14 protein-coding genes and 1 tRNA gene are annotated in these 16,016 nt (G+C 71.7%); 4 read left to right on the forward strand and 11 right to left on the reverse strand.

The annotated features are described in order from the left end of the window. Window positions 1-10: 10 nt before the first annotated feature. The 6 genes from JNB62_RS04555 to JNB62_RS04580 all read right to left on the reverse strand — a co-directional run bounded on the left by JNB62_RS04555 (window position 11) and on the right by JNB62_RS04580 (window position 6,246). On the reverse strand, window positions 11-1,663 hold the full coding sequence (locus JNB62_RS04555; protein WP_223230945.1) for an MFS transporter: 1,653 nt from the start codon (window positions 1,661-1,663) through the stop codon (window positions 11-13). Continuing rightward, on the reverse strand, window positions 1,660-2,679 hold the full coding sequence (gene glsA, locus JNB62_RS04560) for a glutaminase A (RefSeq protein WP_220299683.1): 1,020 nt from the start codon (window positions 2,677-2,679) through the stop codon (window positions 1,660-1,662). The genes JNB62_RS04555 and glsA overlap by 4 nt, the downstream gene beginning before the upstream one ends. Window positions 2,680-2,770: 91 nt before the next feature. Then, complete coding sequence (locus tag JNB62_RS04565) at window positions 2,771-3,394, reverse strand: TetR/AcrR family transcriptional regulator (RefSeq protein WP_220299684.1); 624 nt, start codon at window positions 3,392-3,394, stop codon at window positions 2,771-2,773. A gap of 197 nt (window positions 3,395-3,591) precedes the next feature. Then, window positions 3,592-3,663, reverse strand: a tRNA-Gln gene (locus JNB62_RS04570). A gap of 70 nt (window positions 3,664-3,733) precedes the next feature. Beyond that, entirely contained in the window at window positions 3,734-5,263 is a 1,530-nt protein-coding gene (gltX, locus tag JNB62_RS04575) for a glutamate--tRNA ligase (RefSeq protein WP_220299685.1), read from the reverse strand. Window positions 5,264-5,274: 11 nt separating this feature from the next. Next, complete coding sequence (locus tag JNB62_RS04580; protein ID WP_220299686.1) at window positions 5,275-6,246, reverse strand: LysR family transcriptional regulator; 972 nt, start codon at window positions 6,244-6,246, stop codon at window positions 5,275-5,277. 82 nt (window positions 6,247-6,328) lie between these two features. Here JNB62_RS04580 and JNB62_RS04585 point away from each other — a divergent pair, with 82 nt between their 5' ends. The 4 genes from JNB62_RS04585 (at window position 6,329) to JNB62_RS04600 (ending at window position 10,808) form a co-directional block, all read left to right on the forward strand. Next, the gene (locus tag JNB62_RS04585; protein WP_220299687.1) at window positions 6,329-7,399 is read left to right on the forward strand and encodes an aminotransferase class V-fold PLP-dependent enzyme; all 1,071 of its coding nucleotides are present in this window, start codon (window positions 6,329-6,331) and stop codon (window positions 7,397-7,399) included. Between the two features lie 73 nt (window positions 7,400-7,472). Next, on the forward strand, window positions 7,473-9,131 hold the full coding sequence (locus JNB62_RS04590) for an N-acyl-D-amino-acid deacylase family protein (protein ID WP_220299688.1): 1,659 nt from the start codon (window positions 7,473-7,475) through the stop codon (window positions 9,129-9,131). 40 nt (window positions 9,132-9,171) lie between these two features. Continuing rightward, window positions 9,172-9,561 (forward strand): RidA family protein, encoded by a 390-nt coding sequence (locus tag JNB62_RS04595; RefSeq protein WP_220299689.1) that lies wholly within the window; start codon window positions 9,172-9,174, stop codon window positions 9,559-9,561. Beyond that, a complete protein-coding gene (locus JNB62_RS04600) occupies window positions 9,558-10,808 on the forward strand; it encodes an alanine racemase (RefSeq protein WP_220299690.1) in 1,251 nt (416 codons plus the stop codon). Before JNB62_RS04595 ends, JNB62_RS04600 begins: the two co-directional genes overlap by 4 nt. 60 nt (window positions 10,809-10,868) lie before the next feature. On the opposite strand, the gene JNB62_RS04605 is transcribed toward JNB62_RS04600, so the two are convergent. The 5 genes from JNB62_RS04605 to JNB62_RS04625 form a co-directional block, all read right to left on the reverse strand. Beyond that, the gene (locus tag JNB62_RS04605) at window positions 10,869-11,654 is read right to left on the reverse strand and encodes a class I SAM-dependent methyltransferase (protein WP_220299691.1); all 786 of its coding nucleotides are present in this window, start codon (window positions 11,652-11,654) and stop codon (window positions 10,869-10,871) included. Then, window positions 11,647-12,951, reverse strand: a complete 1,305-nt coding sequence (locus JNB62_RS04610; RefSeq protein ID WP_220299692.1) for an MFS transporter — start codon at window positions 12,949-12,951, stop codon at window positions 11,647-11,649. Before JNB62_RS04610 ends, JNB62_RS04605 begins: the two co-directional genes overlap by 8 nt. A gap of 10 nt (window positions 12,952-12,961) precedes the next feature. Next, window positions 12,962-13,729, reverse strand: coding sequence for a fumarylacetoacetate hydrolase family protein (locus tag JNB62_RS04615; RefSeq protein ID WP_220299693.1), 768 nt, complete (start codon window positions 13,727-13,729; stop codon window positions 12,962-12,964). An 83-nt stretch (window positions 13,730-13,812) separates the two neighbouring features. Continuing rightward, window positions 13,813-14,925, reverse strand: a complete 1,113-nt coding sequence (locus JNB62_RS04620) for a branched-chain amino acid aminotransferase (RefSeq protein WP_220299694.1) — start codon at window positions 14,923-14,925, stop codon at window positions 13,813-13,815. A 36-nt stretch (window positions 14,926-14,961) separates the two neighbouring features. After that, a complete protein-coding gene (locus JNB62_RS04625; protein WP_220299695.1) occupies window positions 14,962-16,014 on the reverse strand; it encodes a 3-isopropylmalate dehydrogenase in 1,053 nt (350 codons plus the stop codon). Window positions 16,015-16,016: the final 2 nt, after the last annotated feature.

Below are 16,016 nucleotides of genomic sequence, written 5' to 3' on the forward strand. Positions count from 1 at the left end.
CATCCATCGATCACGGATCTGCGCGGGCCGGGTCGTCGACCATCTCGGGATCGACGGGGATCTCGCCTGGTCGGTAGCGCGGCAGGCGCGAGGCGGGCATCGCCGCGACGAGGCTGATGCCGGCGAGGATCAGGAATCCGAGCTTGAGCGTGCGCAGCCGCTCCTCCTCGTTGAGCGCGATCGCGGCGTCGATCTGCGCCGCGTCGGCGTCTGTGCGCTCGAGGACGGCGCGCAGCTCGTCGTTGCTCACGAAGTTCACCTGGTCGAGGTCGACCTGGGCGACGAGCTCCGGCGGCAGGTCAGGATGGTCGGCGACCGCGTTGCCCACCCCGATGCTGAGGGTCGTGACGAGCACGGCGCCCATCACCGCCGTGCCGACAGCCGAGGCGAGGTTCTGCGTCGTACCGCGGATCGACCCGACATCACCCGCGAGGCTCTTCGGCGCGGAGGTCACGAGGACGTTGAACACCAGGGTCACGAGGGCTCCCTGCCCGATGCCGAACACGATGAGCCCGACGATCGTCGGGAGGGTCTCCCAGTTGTTGGTGACCACCACCGACAGCCACACCAGCGCGAGCGTGGTCAGCCCGAACGAGAAGAGACCGATCGTCCGCGGCGAGTAGCTGCGGTAGAACCGCACGATGAGGGTCGCCGTGACGAACACGGTGAGGTTGAACGGCATCATCGCGAGCGACGTGTCGAACGGCGTGCGCCCCTGCACCACCTGGATGTAGGTGGGCACCGTGAAGTTCACCGCCGCCTCCATCGCCACGATGATGAACATCGCGTACACCGCGGCGCGTTCGCGGCTGTGCCCCAGCACCGACAGGTCGACGAGGGGCTGGAGCCCGCGCCGCATGCGGCGACGGGTCCACACGAAGAACAGCTGCCCGAACACGACGCCGAGCACCACCAGGATCGGAGCGGGCGACATGCCGACGACCGAGAACGGCGCGCCCTCGCGCGCCTCGAGGATGCCCCACGCGTTGAGGTTGTTGAAGCCCAGGGTGAGCAGCACGATCGCCACGCCGATGAGCGCCGATGCGACGAGGTCGATCTTGACTGAGGGATTGCCGCGGTCGGAGCGCAGCCGGAAGCTCAGGATGAACACGACGACGGCCAGACCCAGCGTGATCGCGAAGATCGGCCGCCAGCCCACGAGCGTGCCGAGCGTGCCGCCGATGAGGAACGCGCTCACGCCCGAGAAGGCCCGGGCCGAGCCCAGCGAGCCGACCGCCGTCGCCTGCTGGCCGCCCTGGTAGTTCTCGGCGATGAGGGCGACCAGCGACGGCACGATGATGGCCGCCGCCGCGCCGGCGAGCACCTGGCCCGCGATGGCCCAGCCCATCGTCTGGGCGAGGATCATCATGAGCGAGGACGCGCCGAACACCACGATCACGACACGGAAGATGCGCACCCAGCCGACCCGCTGGCCGAGCTTGGCCCCCGTCATCACCAGCGCCGCGACGGCGAGCCCGTAGACGACGATCGTGGTGCTCGCGACCGTCGGCGGCACGCCGAAGTCCTCCACGAACCCGCCCAGCGAGATGGGCAGCGCCGACACGTTGAACGACATGAGCACCTGGGCGAGGAAGAGGCCGATCATCGGCACCCAGGAGCGCTTCTCGACATCGGTCGGCGGCATCCGCTCGTCAACGGTCATGAGGCATCTCCGTTCGATGAGGTCGCCCAGCGGGCGGAGGCGAAGAGATTCAGGCCGAGCGCGCGCGACAGGTAGGCGCACGCGCGCTGGCCGCGGACGCTGTTGCCCGCGGCGTCGAGCCGCGGCGAGAAGGCCCCGACGGCGCCCTTGCCGGGCGAGACGGCGACGATGCCGCCGGAGACCCCGGACTTCGCCGGCAGCCCGATCTCGAACAGCCATTCGCCCGATCGCTCGTACATCCCGCACGAGGCCAGCACGGCCAGCGTGTCGCGGCAGACCTCGGCCGGCACGACCTGCTCCCCCGTCAGCGGGTTCACCCCGCCGTCGGCGAGCGTCGCACCCATGACGGCGAGGTCGTGCGCGTCGACGGCGAGCGCGCACTGCCGGGTGTAGACGTCGACGGTCTCGTCGGCGTCGGCATCGAGGCGGCCGTAGCTGTGGAGCAGCTGTGCGATCGCACGATTGCGGTGATTGGTCTCGGACTCCGAGCGGTAGACCTCGTCGTCGAGTTCGAGGGGTCGCCCCGCGAAGCGCGACAGCCCGTCGCACACCACGGCCCACCGCTCGTCGGACGTCGCCGCCGGCAGCAGGGCGGTGGTGGCGATGGCTCCGGGGTTGACCATGGGGTTCATCGGGCTCCCGGCGTTGAGCTCCACGGCGATGACGGAGTTGAAGGCCAGCCCGGTGTTGTTGACGCCGACGCGCTCGTGGACGCGCTCGTGACCGATCGCCTGGCACGCCAGCGCGAACACGAACGCCTTCGAGATGGACTGGATGGTGAAGGGGATGCCGGTGTCCCCGGCCTCGTGGACGCCGCCGTCCACCCCGACGACGCTGAGCCCGAACCAGGAGGGGTCGGCCTGCCCGAGGACCGGGATGTAGTCGGCGACGACGCCGGAGTCGTCCGACGCGTACCGCGCGTGCGCGGCCGTCACCAGCTCGTCGACGCGACGACCCGGCGGCAGCGCTCCCGTGGAGGACTGCTGCGCGACATCCAGGACATCGGATTCGAACACGGAGCCCCCTCAGATCGTCGGTGCCCCCCTCTGCACGATATCGCCGGCCTGACGAGAGCGTGCACGACGCGCGGCATGTGGCGGAGCCGGTTCAGCGCCGCCCGTACGCGGCGAGGAACACGCGTGCTCCCTCGCGCGCGTGCGCCCGCACCTTCGCCGGCTGGGCGGTCTTCGCACCCAGCATCCTGCGATCCATCTCGGCCCCCATCACCAGGAACGCGAAGTGCTCCGCCGCGAGCGTCGGCGAGCCGATCACGAGCAGGCCGCGATCGGCCAGGCGGGCGAACGCGGCGGAGAGCGCCCGCAGCACCGTCTCCGGTGCTCGCCGGCGATACTGCGCGACGAGGTCGGGGAATCGGGCCGCTTCTCCGACGAGCAGCCGGCGCAGGGGCAGCACCGGACCGAGCAGGACATCCTCGGCAAGACGCTCGGCCAGCCGCGGCAGCTCCCGCTCCACATCCTCGAGTCCCTCGATGGCCTCGGTCAGCAGCTGCGCGAACTGCTCGGCGGTGGCGATCGACCTGCCGAGAGTGGCCCGGAAGAGCGCCTCCTTCTCGCCGTAGATGTTGTACACCGTGCGCTTGGCCACACCCGCCCGCTCGGCGACGAGCTCCACGCTCACCCCGTCGTAGCCGAACTCCAGGAACGCCTCGAGGGCTGCGTCCAGGATCAGCGCGCGCGAGCGCGCGATCCGGGGGTCTTCTGGCCGACTCATCGTGCGTCCCCTCCTGCGGCGTGCCGCGTCAGGGATCTGACTCTACCGACGAGTGCATATTTCACCGAGGAGTGCAGAAGAACGGTGATGTCGACGGAATCGGCCGGCACGACGCCGGGCGCGACGGTGACCCGTAGCGTGGGTCACCTCCAGGCAGAAACGACGAAACCCCCGATGATTCGGGGGTTGTCATCTTGCTGGGGTACCTGGACTCGAACCAAGAACAACTGAACCAGAATCAGCCGTGTTGCCAATTACACCATACCCCAAGGCGTTTCCGCCGAAGCGGTGCCGAGGAACGAGTCTACGTCACTGCGGCACCTGCTCCAAACCGGGGCGCTACCCGCGCGCGTCGAGCAGGGCGCCCAGGCGCCGGATCGTCTCGGCCTTGCCGAGCAGCTCCATGGACTCGAACAGCGGCGGCGAGACGCGACGCCCGCTCAGCGCGACGCGCAGCGGGCCGTAGGCGACGCGCGGCTTGAGACCGAGCCCGCCGTCCTCGACGGGTGTGATCAGGGCGCCGGCGAGGGCGTCCTGCACCGCGGCGGCCGAGAAGTCCGTGTCGGGCACCAGCTCGAGGGCGCCCACCGACGCGACGAGCACCTCGTTCGCGTTCGCCGGGAGCGACGCCAGGGCGTCGTCCTGGTACGTCAGCTCGTTCGTGAACAGGAAGCCGAGCAGACCCGGCGCGTCGCCGAGCAGCTGCATGCGCTCCTGCACGAGCGGTGCGGCGGCCGACAGCATCGCCTGCTGTGCCGGCGTCGGCGGCTCTTCGATGACGCCGGCGGCCACGAGGTAGGGAACCAGGCGCGCCGCGAAGTCCTCGGGCGCCAGCATCCTGATGTGGTCGCCGTTGATGGACTCGGCCTTCTTCTGGTCGAAGCGGGCCGGGTTGGGGTTGACATCGACGATGTCGAAGGCGGCCACGAGCTCTTCGAGCGAGAACACGTCGCGGTCGGGACCGATCGACCAGCCCAGCAGGGCGAGGTAGTTGAGCAGGCCCTCGTGGATGAAGCCCTTGTCGCGCTGCAGGAACAGGTCGGCCTTCGGATCGCGCTTCGAGAGCTTCTTGTTGCCCTCTTCGCCCAGCACGAGGGGCATGTGCGCGAAGCGCGGGATGAACGTCGTGATGCCGGCATCCACCAGCGCCCGGTACAGCGCGAGCTGGCGCGCCGTCGACGGCATGAGGTCCTCGCCGCGGATCACGTGCGTGATGCCCATCAGCGCGTCGTCGACGGGGTTCACGAACGGGTACAGCGGCACGCCGCCGGCACGCACGAGCACGAAGTCCGGGAACGAGCCGGCGGGGAACGTGACCTCGCCGCGGATGAGGTCGACGTAGGTGAGGTCCTCGTCCGGCACGCGCAGGCGCCACGCGGGCTCACGGCCCTCGGCGCGGAACGCCGCCTTCTGCTCGTCCGTGAGGTGCCGGTCGAAGTTGTCGTAGCCGAGCTGCTTGGCTCGGCCGTTGGCCTCGTTGCGCGCGTCGATCTCTTCGGCCGTCGAGTAGCTCTCGTACACCGCTCCGGCCTCGATGAGCCTGCCCAGCACGTCGCGGTAGATGTCGTGACGCTGCGACTGGCGATACGGCGCGTGCGGCCCGCCGACCTCGACGCCCTCGTCCCAGTCGATCTTGAGCCAGCGGAGCGCATCGAGCAGCTGCTGGTAGCTCTCTTCGCTGTCGCGCGCGGCGTCGGTGTCTTCGATGCGGAACACGAGCTTGCCGCCGTTGTGGCGCGCGTAGGCCCAGTTGAACAGCACCGTGCGGATGAGTCCGACGTGAGGAAGGCCGGTCGGCGACGGACAGAACCGGACGCGGACGTCGGCGCCGGTGGCGGTCGTGGTGCGGGGATCAGGCGAAGAAGGCATCGCGCTCAAGTCTAGTTCGCGGATGCCGTCGGCCCCGGGTCCGCCGACGGCGCCGCGATGAGACGCGTCAGGGCCGCGAGGGTAGCCCGCACGGCCGGCACGCGGTCTGCGCCGCGGGCGGTGACCGTGTGGATCGTGCGCTGCTCCCCCGCAGGCAGCGGAACGATCGCCAGTCCCGGCAGCTGCGGGAACGACTCGACCGCCATGCGCGGCAGCGTCGCGACGCCGATCCCCTGTGCGACGAGCCCCTCGACGGCCACGAAGTTGTCGGTCTCGAACGCGATGCGCGGGGCGAACCCCGCCCGACCGCAGAGCTCCAGCAGGTGCCCGCGGCAGCGCGGGCACCCCGCGATCCAGGCGTCGTCGGCGAGCGCGGCGACGTCGACGGATCCGCCGCGGGCACCTGGGTGCCCCTCAGGAAGCACGGCGAGCATCTCGTCGACGCCGATCGAGCGCACGTCGAGTCCACGCGCGCTCGACCCGTGGGGGTCGTCACGGTCGCCCGGATAGCTGAAGGTCAGCGCGATGTCGGTGCGGTCCTCGCGCACGGCCTCGACGGCTTCGGGCGGCTCCGCCTCGACGTACGTGAGCGAGATGCCGGGATGCCGCACCGCGAGCTCGGCGAGCAGTCTGGGCACGACGGTCGGCGACGCCGAAGGGAAGGCCATGAGGCGCACACGTGCGGAGCGGAGTCCGCGGAGTTCGGCGAGCTCGCCGGCGACGGCATCCAGCGCGGTCGTCACAGCGGGCGCATGCCGCGCGAGGATCCGGCCCGCGTCGGTGAGGCGGACGCTGCGGCCGACGCGCTCGACGAGCGCGACGCCGAGACGCTGCTCCAGGCGCTTGAGCTGCTGGCTGACCGCCGGCTGGCTGTATCCGAGTTCCGCAGCCGCTCCCGTGATGGAGCCGGCATCCGCGATCGCCTTGACGAGCCGCAGCTCCCGCGCGTCGAACCCCGGATCTTCGTCCAACACATCCGTCATCCGAAGAGCATAAGCGCACGTTATGGATTTCATGGAACACCTGCTGTAGACGCGAGCAATTGGCGTGACTCAGGCTGGGGGCATGTCCGCACTGCTCGACTCCTCCCCCGCGATCCGCGCCGCGCAGCGCGAGTTCACCGGCGGCCGCGACTACCTGGCGGCCTGCACGGCGGGGCTGCCCAGTCGTGGCACGCGCGCGGCGATCATCGCCGACCTCGACGCCTCCGCCGCGGGCCGCGTCGACCTCGCCGGCTACTGCGCGGCGGTCGAGCGCTCGCGGGCGCTGTTCGGGTCGCTGGTGGGCGTCGGTGCAGAGCGCGTCGCGATCGGCTCGCAGACCTCCGTGGCTGCAGGGCTGATCGCGGCATCCCTGGCCGACGGCGCAGAGGTGCTGGTGCCCGACGGAGAGTTCTCGTCGATGGTGCTGCCGTTCCAGCACGTCGGTCGTGGCATCCGCGTCCGCACCGCACCGCTCGGCGATCTCGCGGCGCACGTGCGTCCGGCGACCGCGCTCGTGGCCTTCTCGATCGTGCAGTCGGCCACCGGTGAGGTGGCGGATGCCGCGGCCATCGTCGCCGCAGCCGCCCGCGTCGATGCCCTGACGGTGTGCGACGCGACGCAGGCGATCGGCTGGCTTCCCGTCGCCGCCTCGGATTACGACGCGGTGCTGTGCCACGCCTACAAGTGGCTCTGCGCGCCGCGCGGCGTGGCGTTCCTGGCGCTCTCGACGCGCCTGACGGCACGCCTGGCGCCGATCCACGCCGGCTGGTACGCCGGCGACGACCCGTGGTCGTCGTGCTACGGCGGCGATGTCGAGCTGGCCGCCGACGCGCGACGGTTCGACGTGTCGCCCGCCTGGCAGGCGTTCGTGGGCGCGGCACCCGCGCTGGAGCTGTTCGCCGCCCTCGATCCTGCCGAGCTGTACACGCACACGACGGGACTCGCTGCGACGTTCCGTGCCGGCATGGGGCTGCCGGAGCCGGCACGCGCATCGGCGATCGTCACGTGGGACGATCCCGACGGGTGCGACCTCGCCCGGCTCACCGCAGCAGGCATCACGGCGTCGGGGCGCGCCGGTCGCGCCCGCGTCGCCTTCCACCTCTTCAACGACGGCGACGACGTCGATCTGGCCCTCGCCGCGCTCGGCGGGTGAGCCGCCTGCGCCCCCGACGCACTGCGTAGACTGCTGACGCGGGTCAGCCCGCCCTCGCGTCGACGGAGGCCGCATGACCCCTCAGCCCCACCGCACGGTGTTGCGCGGCGGAGTGATCGTCGACGGCACCGGGATGCCGCGACGGCGCGCCGACGTCGAGATCGCCGGAGACCGCATCGGCCTGATCGGCGAAGTCGGCGAACGCCCCGGCGACGTCGTCGTGGATGCGACCGGCAGGTTCGTCATGCCGGGCTTCGTCGACGCCCACGCGCATGTCGACGGGCGGGTCTTCGACCCCGAGGTTCAGCTCACGCTGCTGCGGCAGGGGGTGACCACGGTGATCGGCGGCCAGGACGGCGTCTCGTACGCACCCGGCGACGGCGAGTGGGCATCCCGCTACTTCGCGGCGATCAACGGCCCGCATCCCACCTACGTGGGCGGTGGCGTGGCCGAGCTGCTCGGGTCGTACGACGACGCGACCGCGCTCAACGTCGGGTACCTCGTGCCGGCCGGCACGGTGCGCCACGAGGTCATGGGCATGTCGACAGAGCCGGCGGATGCCGTCCAGCTGGCCGAGATGCAGCGGCTCGTGGCCGACGGGCTCGAGGCCGGTGCCCTCGGCCTGTCGACCGGGCTCGACTATGTGCCGGGCATCTTCGCGGGCACCGACGAGCTCGCCCGTCTGTGCGTTCCCGTCGCCGCGGCCGGCGCGCTGTACGTCACGCACATGCGCGGCGGCTACGAGACCAATACCGCCGCTGGTCTCGCCGAGGTCGTCGCCATCTGCACCGCGGACGTGCACGACGGCGTGCGCGGTCACGTGTCGCACCTGCACGTGGACGCCGACGCCGCCGAGCGGCTGCTCGCCGACGCGGCGGCGGCCGGCGCCGACCTGACGTTCGACATGTACCCGTACACGCGCGGGTGCACGCTCGTGTCGATGGCTGTGCTGCCGCCCGAGTACAGCGCCCTCGACGTCGACGACGCCGTGGCACGCCTCACCGATCCCGTGGAGCGGGCGCGCCTGCGCGGCGAGTGGTTCCCGGCTGTGGCCGACAAGCCCAGCCTCGGTCCGGAGTGGCCGTCGATGATCCGTGTCGGGCACACGCCGTCGCCCGACTGGGAGTGGGCACCGGGGCTGACACTCGCCGAGATCGCCGACCGTCGCGGTACCGACGTCGTCGATGCGACCCTCGACCTGCTCGTCGCCGCCCGTCTCGAGGTGAACGCCGTCATGGCGGTGCGCGACGAGCGTTCCGTCGACAACCTCGCGCACCTGTTCGCCCTCGACGGCCACACCGGCGGCTCGGACGGCATCTTCGTGGGCGCCGTGCCGCATCCGCGCGCGGCCGGATCGTTCGCACGGCTTCTCAGCACGTACGTCGGTCGATCGTTCGGCTGGGAGGGCGCAGCGGTGCACCTCGCGGCACGCCCCGCGGAGCGCTTCGGACTCGACGGCCGCGGCGTCCTGCGCCCCGGCGCGGTCGCCGACATGGCGATCGTCGACCCTGTGCGCGCGGCCGACACCGCCACCTACGACGACCCGCGCGCCCTCGCCGTCGGCATCGAGGACGTGTTCGTCAACGGCGTGGCCGTGCTGCGCGACGGCGCCCTCACCGGCGCCCTCGCGGGGCGCGGGCTGCGCCGCGCGGGCTCGGCCGCCGGCATCCACTCCCCTTCTTCGCACCCGCTTCCCCTGTCGCAACCGGCGCCCGCGCGGCGCGGTTCGTGACAGGGGAACCTCCACCACTCCGAGACAGATGGGAAACACCATGGCCAAAGAAGCCGTCATGATCCAGAACGCGCCCAAGCCGGCGGGCCCGTACAGCCACGGCGTCGCCGCCGCAGGACTGCTGTTCACGGCTGGATTCGGCCCGCAGGACCCCGCAACCGGCGAGGTCGTGCCTGGCGGCGTCTACGAGCAGACGCAGCAGGTGCTGCGCAACGTCCGCAGCGTCCTGGAGGCGAAAGGCGCGTCGTTCGACGACGTCGTCAAGGTGACCGCGCACCTGCAGCACCTCAAGCGCGACTTCGCCGAGTACAACCGCGCGTACGGCGAGTTCTTCGCCGAGCCGTACCCCGTGCGCACGACCGTGGGCTCGGATCTGTACGACATCCTCGTCGAGATCGACGTCGTCGCCGTCCTTCCCGAAGGACGATGAGCATCGAGCGCGTCCTGGGCGACGCCGACAAGGGCCTTCCGGCCGACGCCGCCGGCGCCACGATCGCGGAGTTCCTCGCGCGCGATCCGCGGCTCTCGGAGCTGTGGACCCCGCTCCTGGTGCTCGATCAGGGCGCGCTCGCCGACAACATCGCCTTCCTCGCCGGCTGGGTCGCCGCACGGGGACTCGAGCTCATGCCGCACGGCAAGACGACGATGGCCCCCGCGCTGTGGCGTCGCCAGCTGGACGCCGGCGCCACCGGCATCACGGTGGCCACCCCGTCGCAGCTGCGGGTGGCGGTCGAGGCCGGCATCCCGGCCGTCATGCTCGCGAATCAGCTCGCCCAAGCCGAGACGATCCGCTGGGCCGCCGAGGCCGCCGCAGCGGGAACGCGCATCTGGAGCTGGGTCGACGACCCGGCTGCGATCGACATCGTCGACCGCGCCCTCGGTGGCGACCCGGCGCGGCCGCTCGAGGTGCTCGTCGACCTCGGCCGCCCCGGCGGGCGCACCGGCGTGCGGTCCGTGGGCGGTGCGGTCGCCCTCGCCGAGCGGATCGCCGCGTCGCCCGCGGTGCGCCTGGCCGGCGTGGCCGGGTACGAGGGCGCGGTCGCGCATGGCCGCGGGCCGGAGGGTCTTGCCGCAGCCCGCGCGTTCGTCGACGAGATCCTCGCCGCCCACGACGCGTTCCGGCCGCTCTACGACGACGGCGACGTGCTGGTCACCGCGGGCGGCAGCGCCTACCCGGATGTCGTCGGCGCCGCCTTCGCGGGTGCGGCCGCGGGCGGCGACTCCGCCCGGTTCGTGCTGCGCTCGGGCGCCTACGTCGTGCACGACCACGGGTACTACCGGAAGAACTCGCCGTTCGAGGGTGCAGGTCTGCTCCCTGCGGCGCGCGGACTCGCACGCGTCGTCTCGCGCCCGGAGCCGGGGCTCGCGCTGATCGACGCAGGCAAGCGCGACTTCCCTTATGACGAGGGGCTGCCCATCCCGCTGTACGCACTCGCCGCGGACGGGGAGCGGATGCCGCTGCCCGGCGCCGAGCTCACGAAGCTGAACGACCAGCACGGCTTTCTGCGGGTCGCGCCCGACTCTGCGCTCGCGCTCGGCGACCTGGTCGTCTTCGGACTGTCGCACCCGTGCACGATGTTCGACAAGTGGCGGCTCGTGCCCGTCGTCGCCTCCCTCGACGACGGTCTCTTCGATCCGTCAGCCGTGGTCGTCGACCTCATCGAGACCCGGTTCTGAGCTCGCGGGACACCGGTCGCAGTTCCGGTCACGAGGGGCGGTGAGGACGAGGGGCGGGCGTCAGCCGGGACGGCCCGAGACCAGCACAGCCCGGTGCGGCACGGTCACCAGGCCGTCGGATCCGGCCAGCTCGTCCGTCACGTGGCGGTACGCGTCGGCCATGCGGGCCCGGGTGGCGGCATCCTGCGCGCGGTAGATCCCACCGACGGTCGCGACCCCACCCTCGACCCCGGCCCACAGGGCCTCGGGCTCGAACGCGAAGTCCCACGTCAGTGTGCGCGCACGCACCTCGCTCAGACCGCCGTCGCGCAGCATGGCCGCCACGCCGTCGGCATCGCGGCCGAAGTCCTTCTCGGCGGGCAGCGTCCTGTCGGCGGGGCGATCGATTCCCACGGCCTCCAGCACGGCATCCCACAGCGGCCGCAGCGGACTCGTGACGCCGTGCCAGATGGTCGCGACGACGACGCCGTCGGGTTCCGCCACGCGCGCCAGCTCGCGCGCCGACTCTCGCGCGTCGGGCACGTGGTTCAGCACGAAGTTCGCCGTGACGGCATCCGCGGTCGCGTCCTCGATGTCGAGCCGGGGCAGGGTGCCCAGCCCGAACGACAGGCCGGGGTGCAGCCGGCGCGCCGTCGCGAGCATCGACTCCTCGGCGTCGACGCCGGCGGCCTGCCACCCCCGCGTGGCGGCGGCCGCCGCGACAGTGCCCGGCCCGGTGCCGACGTCGAGCAGCACCCTGCCTCCGGTGCGCTCCTCGGCCTCGTCGAGCACGGCGTCCACCGACCCCGCGCACAGCGCCGCGAACGAGGCCGCGTACGCTTCACCGACGTCCGACCAGTCAGCCACCGCTGCCCGCCTCGGTCGCCGGTCGTCGCGACGCCCGCCAGCCCAGCGGTGCCATGAGCACGGAGGCCGCCACGAGCACCATCACCACGAGGGCCAGGCCGCCGTAGCCGATCCAGCCCAGGAGGGCGCCCGCCAGGATCGCACCGGCGCCGCCGACGATGCTCATCGTGAAGTCGCTGATGCCCTGGCGCCTGGTGCGCAGCTCTTCGGACGACGACTCGACGAGGAGCGTGGCCCCGGCGACGGTCGACGCGCTCCAGCCGAGCCCGAGCAGCACCAGTGCCACCGTGACCGCGATGGTCGAATCCTGGCCGAACGACGCCGTGAGCAGTGCGGCGGCGAGCAGCGCCTGGCCGATGAGGATCGTGGGCACCCGCCCGACGCGGTCGGACAGGATGCCGAACACGGGCGACAGCGCATACATGCCGGCGATGTGCAGGCTGATCGTCAGCCCGATGATCGACAGCGTGGCGGCGTCCGAGTCGGCGTGCGTCAGATGCGTGAGGTGCACCGGCGTCATCGCCATGATCGACACCATCGTGCCGTGCGCGGCCGCCACCGCGAAGATCGCGTAGCGGGCGGCGACAGGCCGGTCCGCGCGGGCGATCGCCCGGCCTGCGGCGGGCGTGGTCGCGACAACCCGCTGGGCGAGCAGCAGCGGGTCCGGTCGCATCAGGACGGCGTACAGCACGATGGCGAGCGCCTGCGCCGCGATCGTGAACAGGTACGGCCCGGTGAGGGCCGGCATGCCCAGCTCGTCGCCCAGCACCTCGCCCGGGCCGACGAGGTTCGGCCCCAGCACGGCGCCGACGGTGGTCGCCCACACCACGATAGACAGGTCGCGTCCGCGCGAGGCATCCGTCGCGAGGTCCGCGGCCGCGAAGCGCGACTGCAGGTTCGCAGCCTGCCCCGCGCCGATGATCGCGAAGCCGACCAGCAGGAGCGGGAACGCGGCCAGCGCGACGGCCGCGATCACGATCCCGACGCCCGCCAGCGCGACCGCCATGCCGGTCGTGAGCGAGAGCCGGCGCCCGCGGCGGCGGGCGATGGCGGCGAGCGGGACGGCCGTCAGGGCCGTGCCGAGGGTGATGGATGCCGCCGCCAGGCCTGACAGCGCGTCGTTGCCCGACAGCTCCGCGGCGAGCACCGCCCCCAGCGACAGCGTGGCGCCGAACGCCAGGCCGCCGAGCACCTGGCCCAGCGACAGCACCCAGACGGTGCGGCGCTGGACACGGGCGACCTCTTCGACGGTGGGAGCGACGGGCTCCACGGGAGCCGTCCGCTCGGTGTCGGCCATCGCGGGCAGCTCAGGCGCTGCGGGCGCTGTTGCGCAGCGTGCCGAGCCCGGTGATCTCGACCTCGACGGTGTCGCCCGCCACGATCTGCCCCACCCCCGCGGGGGTGCCGGTGAGGATGACGTCACCCGGCAGCAGCGTGAAGGCCGCAGACGCGAACGCGATGACATCGGCCAACGAGAAGATCATGTCGCTGATCGGTCCCTGCTGACGCACCTCGCCGTTCAGCCGGGTGGTGATGACGGCGTCGCCGGCGGGGTCGAAGTCCGTCTCGATGGCCGGGCCGAGCGGGCACGACGTGTCGAAGCCCTTGGCGCGCGCCCACTGCCCGTCGCTCTTCTGCCAGTCTCGCGCGGTGAGGTCGTTGGCGATCGTGTAGCCGAAGACGTACTCGAGCGCGCGCTGGGCGGGCACGTTCTTGGCGATGCGGCCGATGACGGCCGCCAGCTCGCCCTCGAAGCTCACGAACTCGGAGCCCGACGGCAGCACCACCGCATCGCCCGGGCCGACGACGGACGTGTTGGGCTTGAAGAACAGCATGGGCGCGGCCGGCACCTCATTGCCGAGCTCGGCGGCGTGATCACGGTAGTTCCGGCCGACCGCCACGACCTTCGAGCGCGGGATCACCGGGGCCAGCAGCGCCACGTCGGCCAGCGGCACGCGCTCGCCGGTCGTGTCGTATCCCGCGAACATGGGGTCGCCCTCGAGGACGACCAGCTCGCCCTCGTCGACGATCCCGAATCTGATGGCGTCGTTGTGACTGAAGCGCGCGATCCTCACGCATTCACCCTAGCCGCCCCCTCGGACGCGCGAAGCCCCCGCGGGACCTGCCCGCGGGGGCTTCGCGACACATCCGTGGAGCGTCAGGCGTCGAGGCGCACCATCCAGCCGTGGCGGTCCTCGAGGCGGCCGTACTGGATGCCGGTGAGCTCGTCCCGCAGCGACAGGGCCAGCTCGGCCGAGGCGTCGCCCTCGTGCGAGATCTCGAAGTCGTCGGCGATGAGCTTGCCGATCGGCACGACCACCGCGGCGGTGCCGCACGCGAACGCACCCACGATGTGACCGGATGCCGCGCCCTCGCGCCACTCGCCGATCGTGACCTTGCGCTGCTCGACCGTGAGGCCGCGATCTTCTGCGAGCTGCAGGATCGACGCGAGCGTGATGCCTTCGAGGATCGAGTCGGACTCGGGCGTGATGAGCCGGCCGTCGTCGGTCACGAGCACGAGGTTCATGCCGCCGAGCTCTTCGATGTACTCGCCGTCGAGGAAGAGCACCTGCTGGCACCCCTTCTCGTACGCCTCTGCCTGCGGCAGCAGGCTGGACGCGTAGTTGCCCCCCGTCTTCGCGGCGCCGGTGCCACCGTGGCCGGCCCGCGCGTAGCGCGTCGACAGCGCGATGTTGACGGGCTGCACGCCGCCGGCGAAGTACGCGCCGGCCGGGCTGGCGATCAGGTAGTACGCGACCTTCTTGGCCGCGCGCACGCCGAGGAAGGCCTCCTTGGCGAACATGAACGGGCGCAGGTAGAGGCTCGTCTCGGGGGCCGAGGGCACCCAGGCGCCGTCGACGGCGATGAGCTGGCGCAGGGACTCCAGGAAGTACTCGGCCGGCAGCTCGGGCAGCGCCAGGCGGCGCGCCGAGCGCTGCAGGCGGGCGGCGTTGCGGTCGGGACGGAAAGTCCAGATCGAGCCGTCGGCGTGGCGGTAGGCCTTGAGCCCCTCGAAGATCTCCTGCGAGTAGTGCAGCACGGCCGCCGCGGGGTCCAGCGGGATCGGACCGTACGGCTGCACGCGCGGCCGGTGCCACCCGCCCTTCTCGGACCAGCAGATGTCGACCATGTGGTCGGTGAAGTGCTGACCGAAGCCCGGGTCGGCGAGGATCGCCTCGCGCTCGGCGTCGGGGGTGGGTTCGGCGTCCGGCAGGACGTTCCAGACGAGGCCGGAAGCCGAGGGCGCCTGAAGGTGGAGTTCGGTGGTCATGGGTGCATCCTTCGTCGGTGCGGCGACGTATACAGGTTAAGCCGAGAGGCGGGCGGCGATCGCGTCGCCGACCTCGGCCGTCGATCGGGGGGCGGAGCCGCGGGAGGCGATGTCGTCCTCGACGGCGGTCGTGACGCGCCGGGACTCGTCGTGCAGCCCGAGGTGGTCCAGCAGCAGCGCGACCGAGAGGATCGCCGCCGTGGGGTCGGCCTTCTGCTGGCCTGCGATGTCGGGCGCCGAACCGTGGACGGGCTCGAACATCGAGGGGAACGCGCCGTCGGGGTTGATGTTGCCCGAGGCGGCGAGGCCGATGCCACCGGTGACGGCGCCGGCCAGGTCCGTGAGGATGTCTCCGAAGAGGTTGTCGGTGACGATCACGTCGAAGCGGTCCGGGTTCGTGACCAGATAGATGGTGGCCGCGTCGACGTGCACATAGTCTACGGCGACGTCCGGGTGCTCCCGCGCCACCTCGTCGACGAGTCGCTTCCAGATGCCGCCCGCGTGCACCAGCACGTTGGTCTTGTGCACGAGCGTGAGCTTCTTGCTTCTGCGCTCGGCCAGGTCGAACGCGTAGCGCACCACCCGCTCGACGCCGAAGGCGGTGTTGACCGACGTCTCGTTCGCGACCTCGTGCGGCGTGCCGGTGCGGATCGAGCCGCCGTTGCCGACGTACGGCCCCTCTGTGCCCTCGCGCACCACGACGAAGTCGATGTCGCCGGGCGCGGCCAGCGGCCCCGGGACGCCGGGGTACAGCTTCGACGGGCGCAGGTTGACGTAGTGGTCCAGCTCGAACCGCAGCTTCAGCAGCAGGCCGCGCTCGATGTTGGCGTCCTTGAGCCGCGGGTCGCCGGGCACTCCCCCGACGGCGCCGAGCAGGATCGCGTCGTGCGAGCGGATCGCCTCCAGGTCGGCGTCGGTGAGCGTCTCGCCGGTCTCGAGGAACCGCCCGGCGCCCAGCGAGAACCGCGTCGACTCGAACCGGACGTCGCTGCCCGAGACGGCGGCATCCAGCACCTTCTCCGCTTCGGCGATGACCTCGGGACCGATGCCGTCACCCGGGATGACGGCCAGCTTCACGACACGCGACATGG

This window comes from Microbacterium jejuense, from assembly GCF_019511665.1.
In the GTDB taxonomy this organism is placed as follows: Bacteria; Actinomycetota; Actinomycetes; order Actinomycetales; family Microbacteriaceae; genus Microbacterium; species Microbacterium jejuense_A.

Coding starts and splice junctions, on each gene's coding strand:
- JNB62_RS04555 (WP_223230945.1), bottom strand. CDS start 1,663: ATGACCGTTGACGAGCGGATGCCGCCGACCGATGTCGAGAAGCGCTCC.
- JNB62_RS04600 (WP_220299690.1), top strand. CDS start 9,558: ATGAGCATCGAGCGCGTCCTGGGCGACGCCGACAAGGGCCTTCCGGCC.
- JNB62_RS04595 (WP_220299689.1), top strand. CDS start 9,172: ATGGCCAAAGAAGCCGTCATGATCCAGAACGCGCCCAAGCCGGCGGGC.
- JNB62_RS04620 (WP_220299694.1), bottom strand. CDS start 14,925: ATGACCACCGAACTCCACCTTCAGGCGCCCTCGGCTTCCGGCCTCGTC.
- gltX (WP_220299685.1), bottom strand. CDS start 5,263: ATGCCTTCTTCGCCTGATCCCCGCACCACGACCGCCACCGGCGCCGAC.
- JNB62_RS04580 (WP_220299686.1), bottom strand. CDS start 6,246: ATGACGGATGTGTTGGACGAAGATCCGGGGTTCGACGCGCGGGAGCTG.
- JNB62_RS04625 (WP_220299695.1), bottom strand. CDS start 16,014: ATGTCGCGTGTCGTGAAGCTGGCCGTCATCCCGGGTGACGGCATCGGT.
- JNB62_RS04610 (WP_220299692.1), bottom strand. CDS start 12,951: ATGGCCGACACCGAGCGGACGGCTCCCGTGGAGCCCGTCGCTCCCACC.
- JNB62_RS04565 (WP_220299684.1), bottom strand. CDS start 3,394: ATGAGTCGGCCAGAAGACCCCCGGATCGCGCGCTCGCGCGCGCTGATC.
- JNB62_RS04585 (WP_220299687.1), top strand. CDS start 6,329: ATGTCCGCACTGCTCGACTCCTCCCCCGCGATCCGCGCCGCGCAGCGC.
- JNB62_RS04590 (WP_220299688.1), top strand. CDS start 7,473: ATGACCCCTCAGCCCCACCGCACGGTGTTGCGCGGCGGAGTGATCGTC.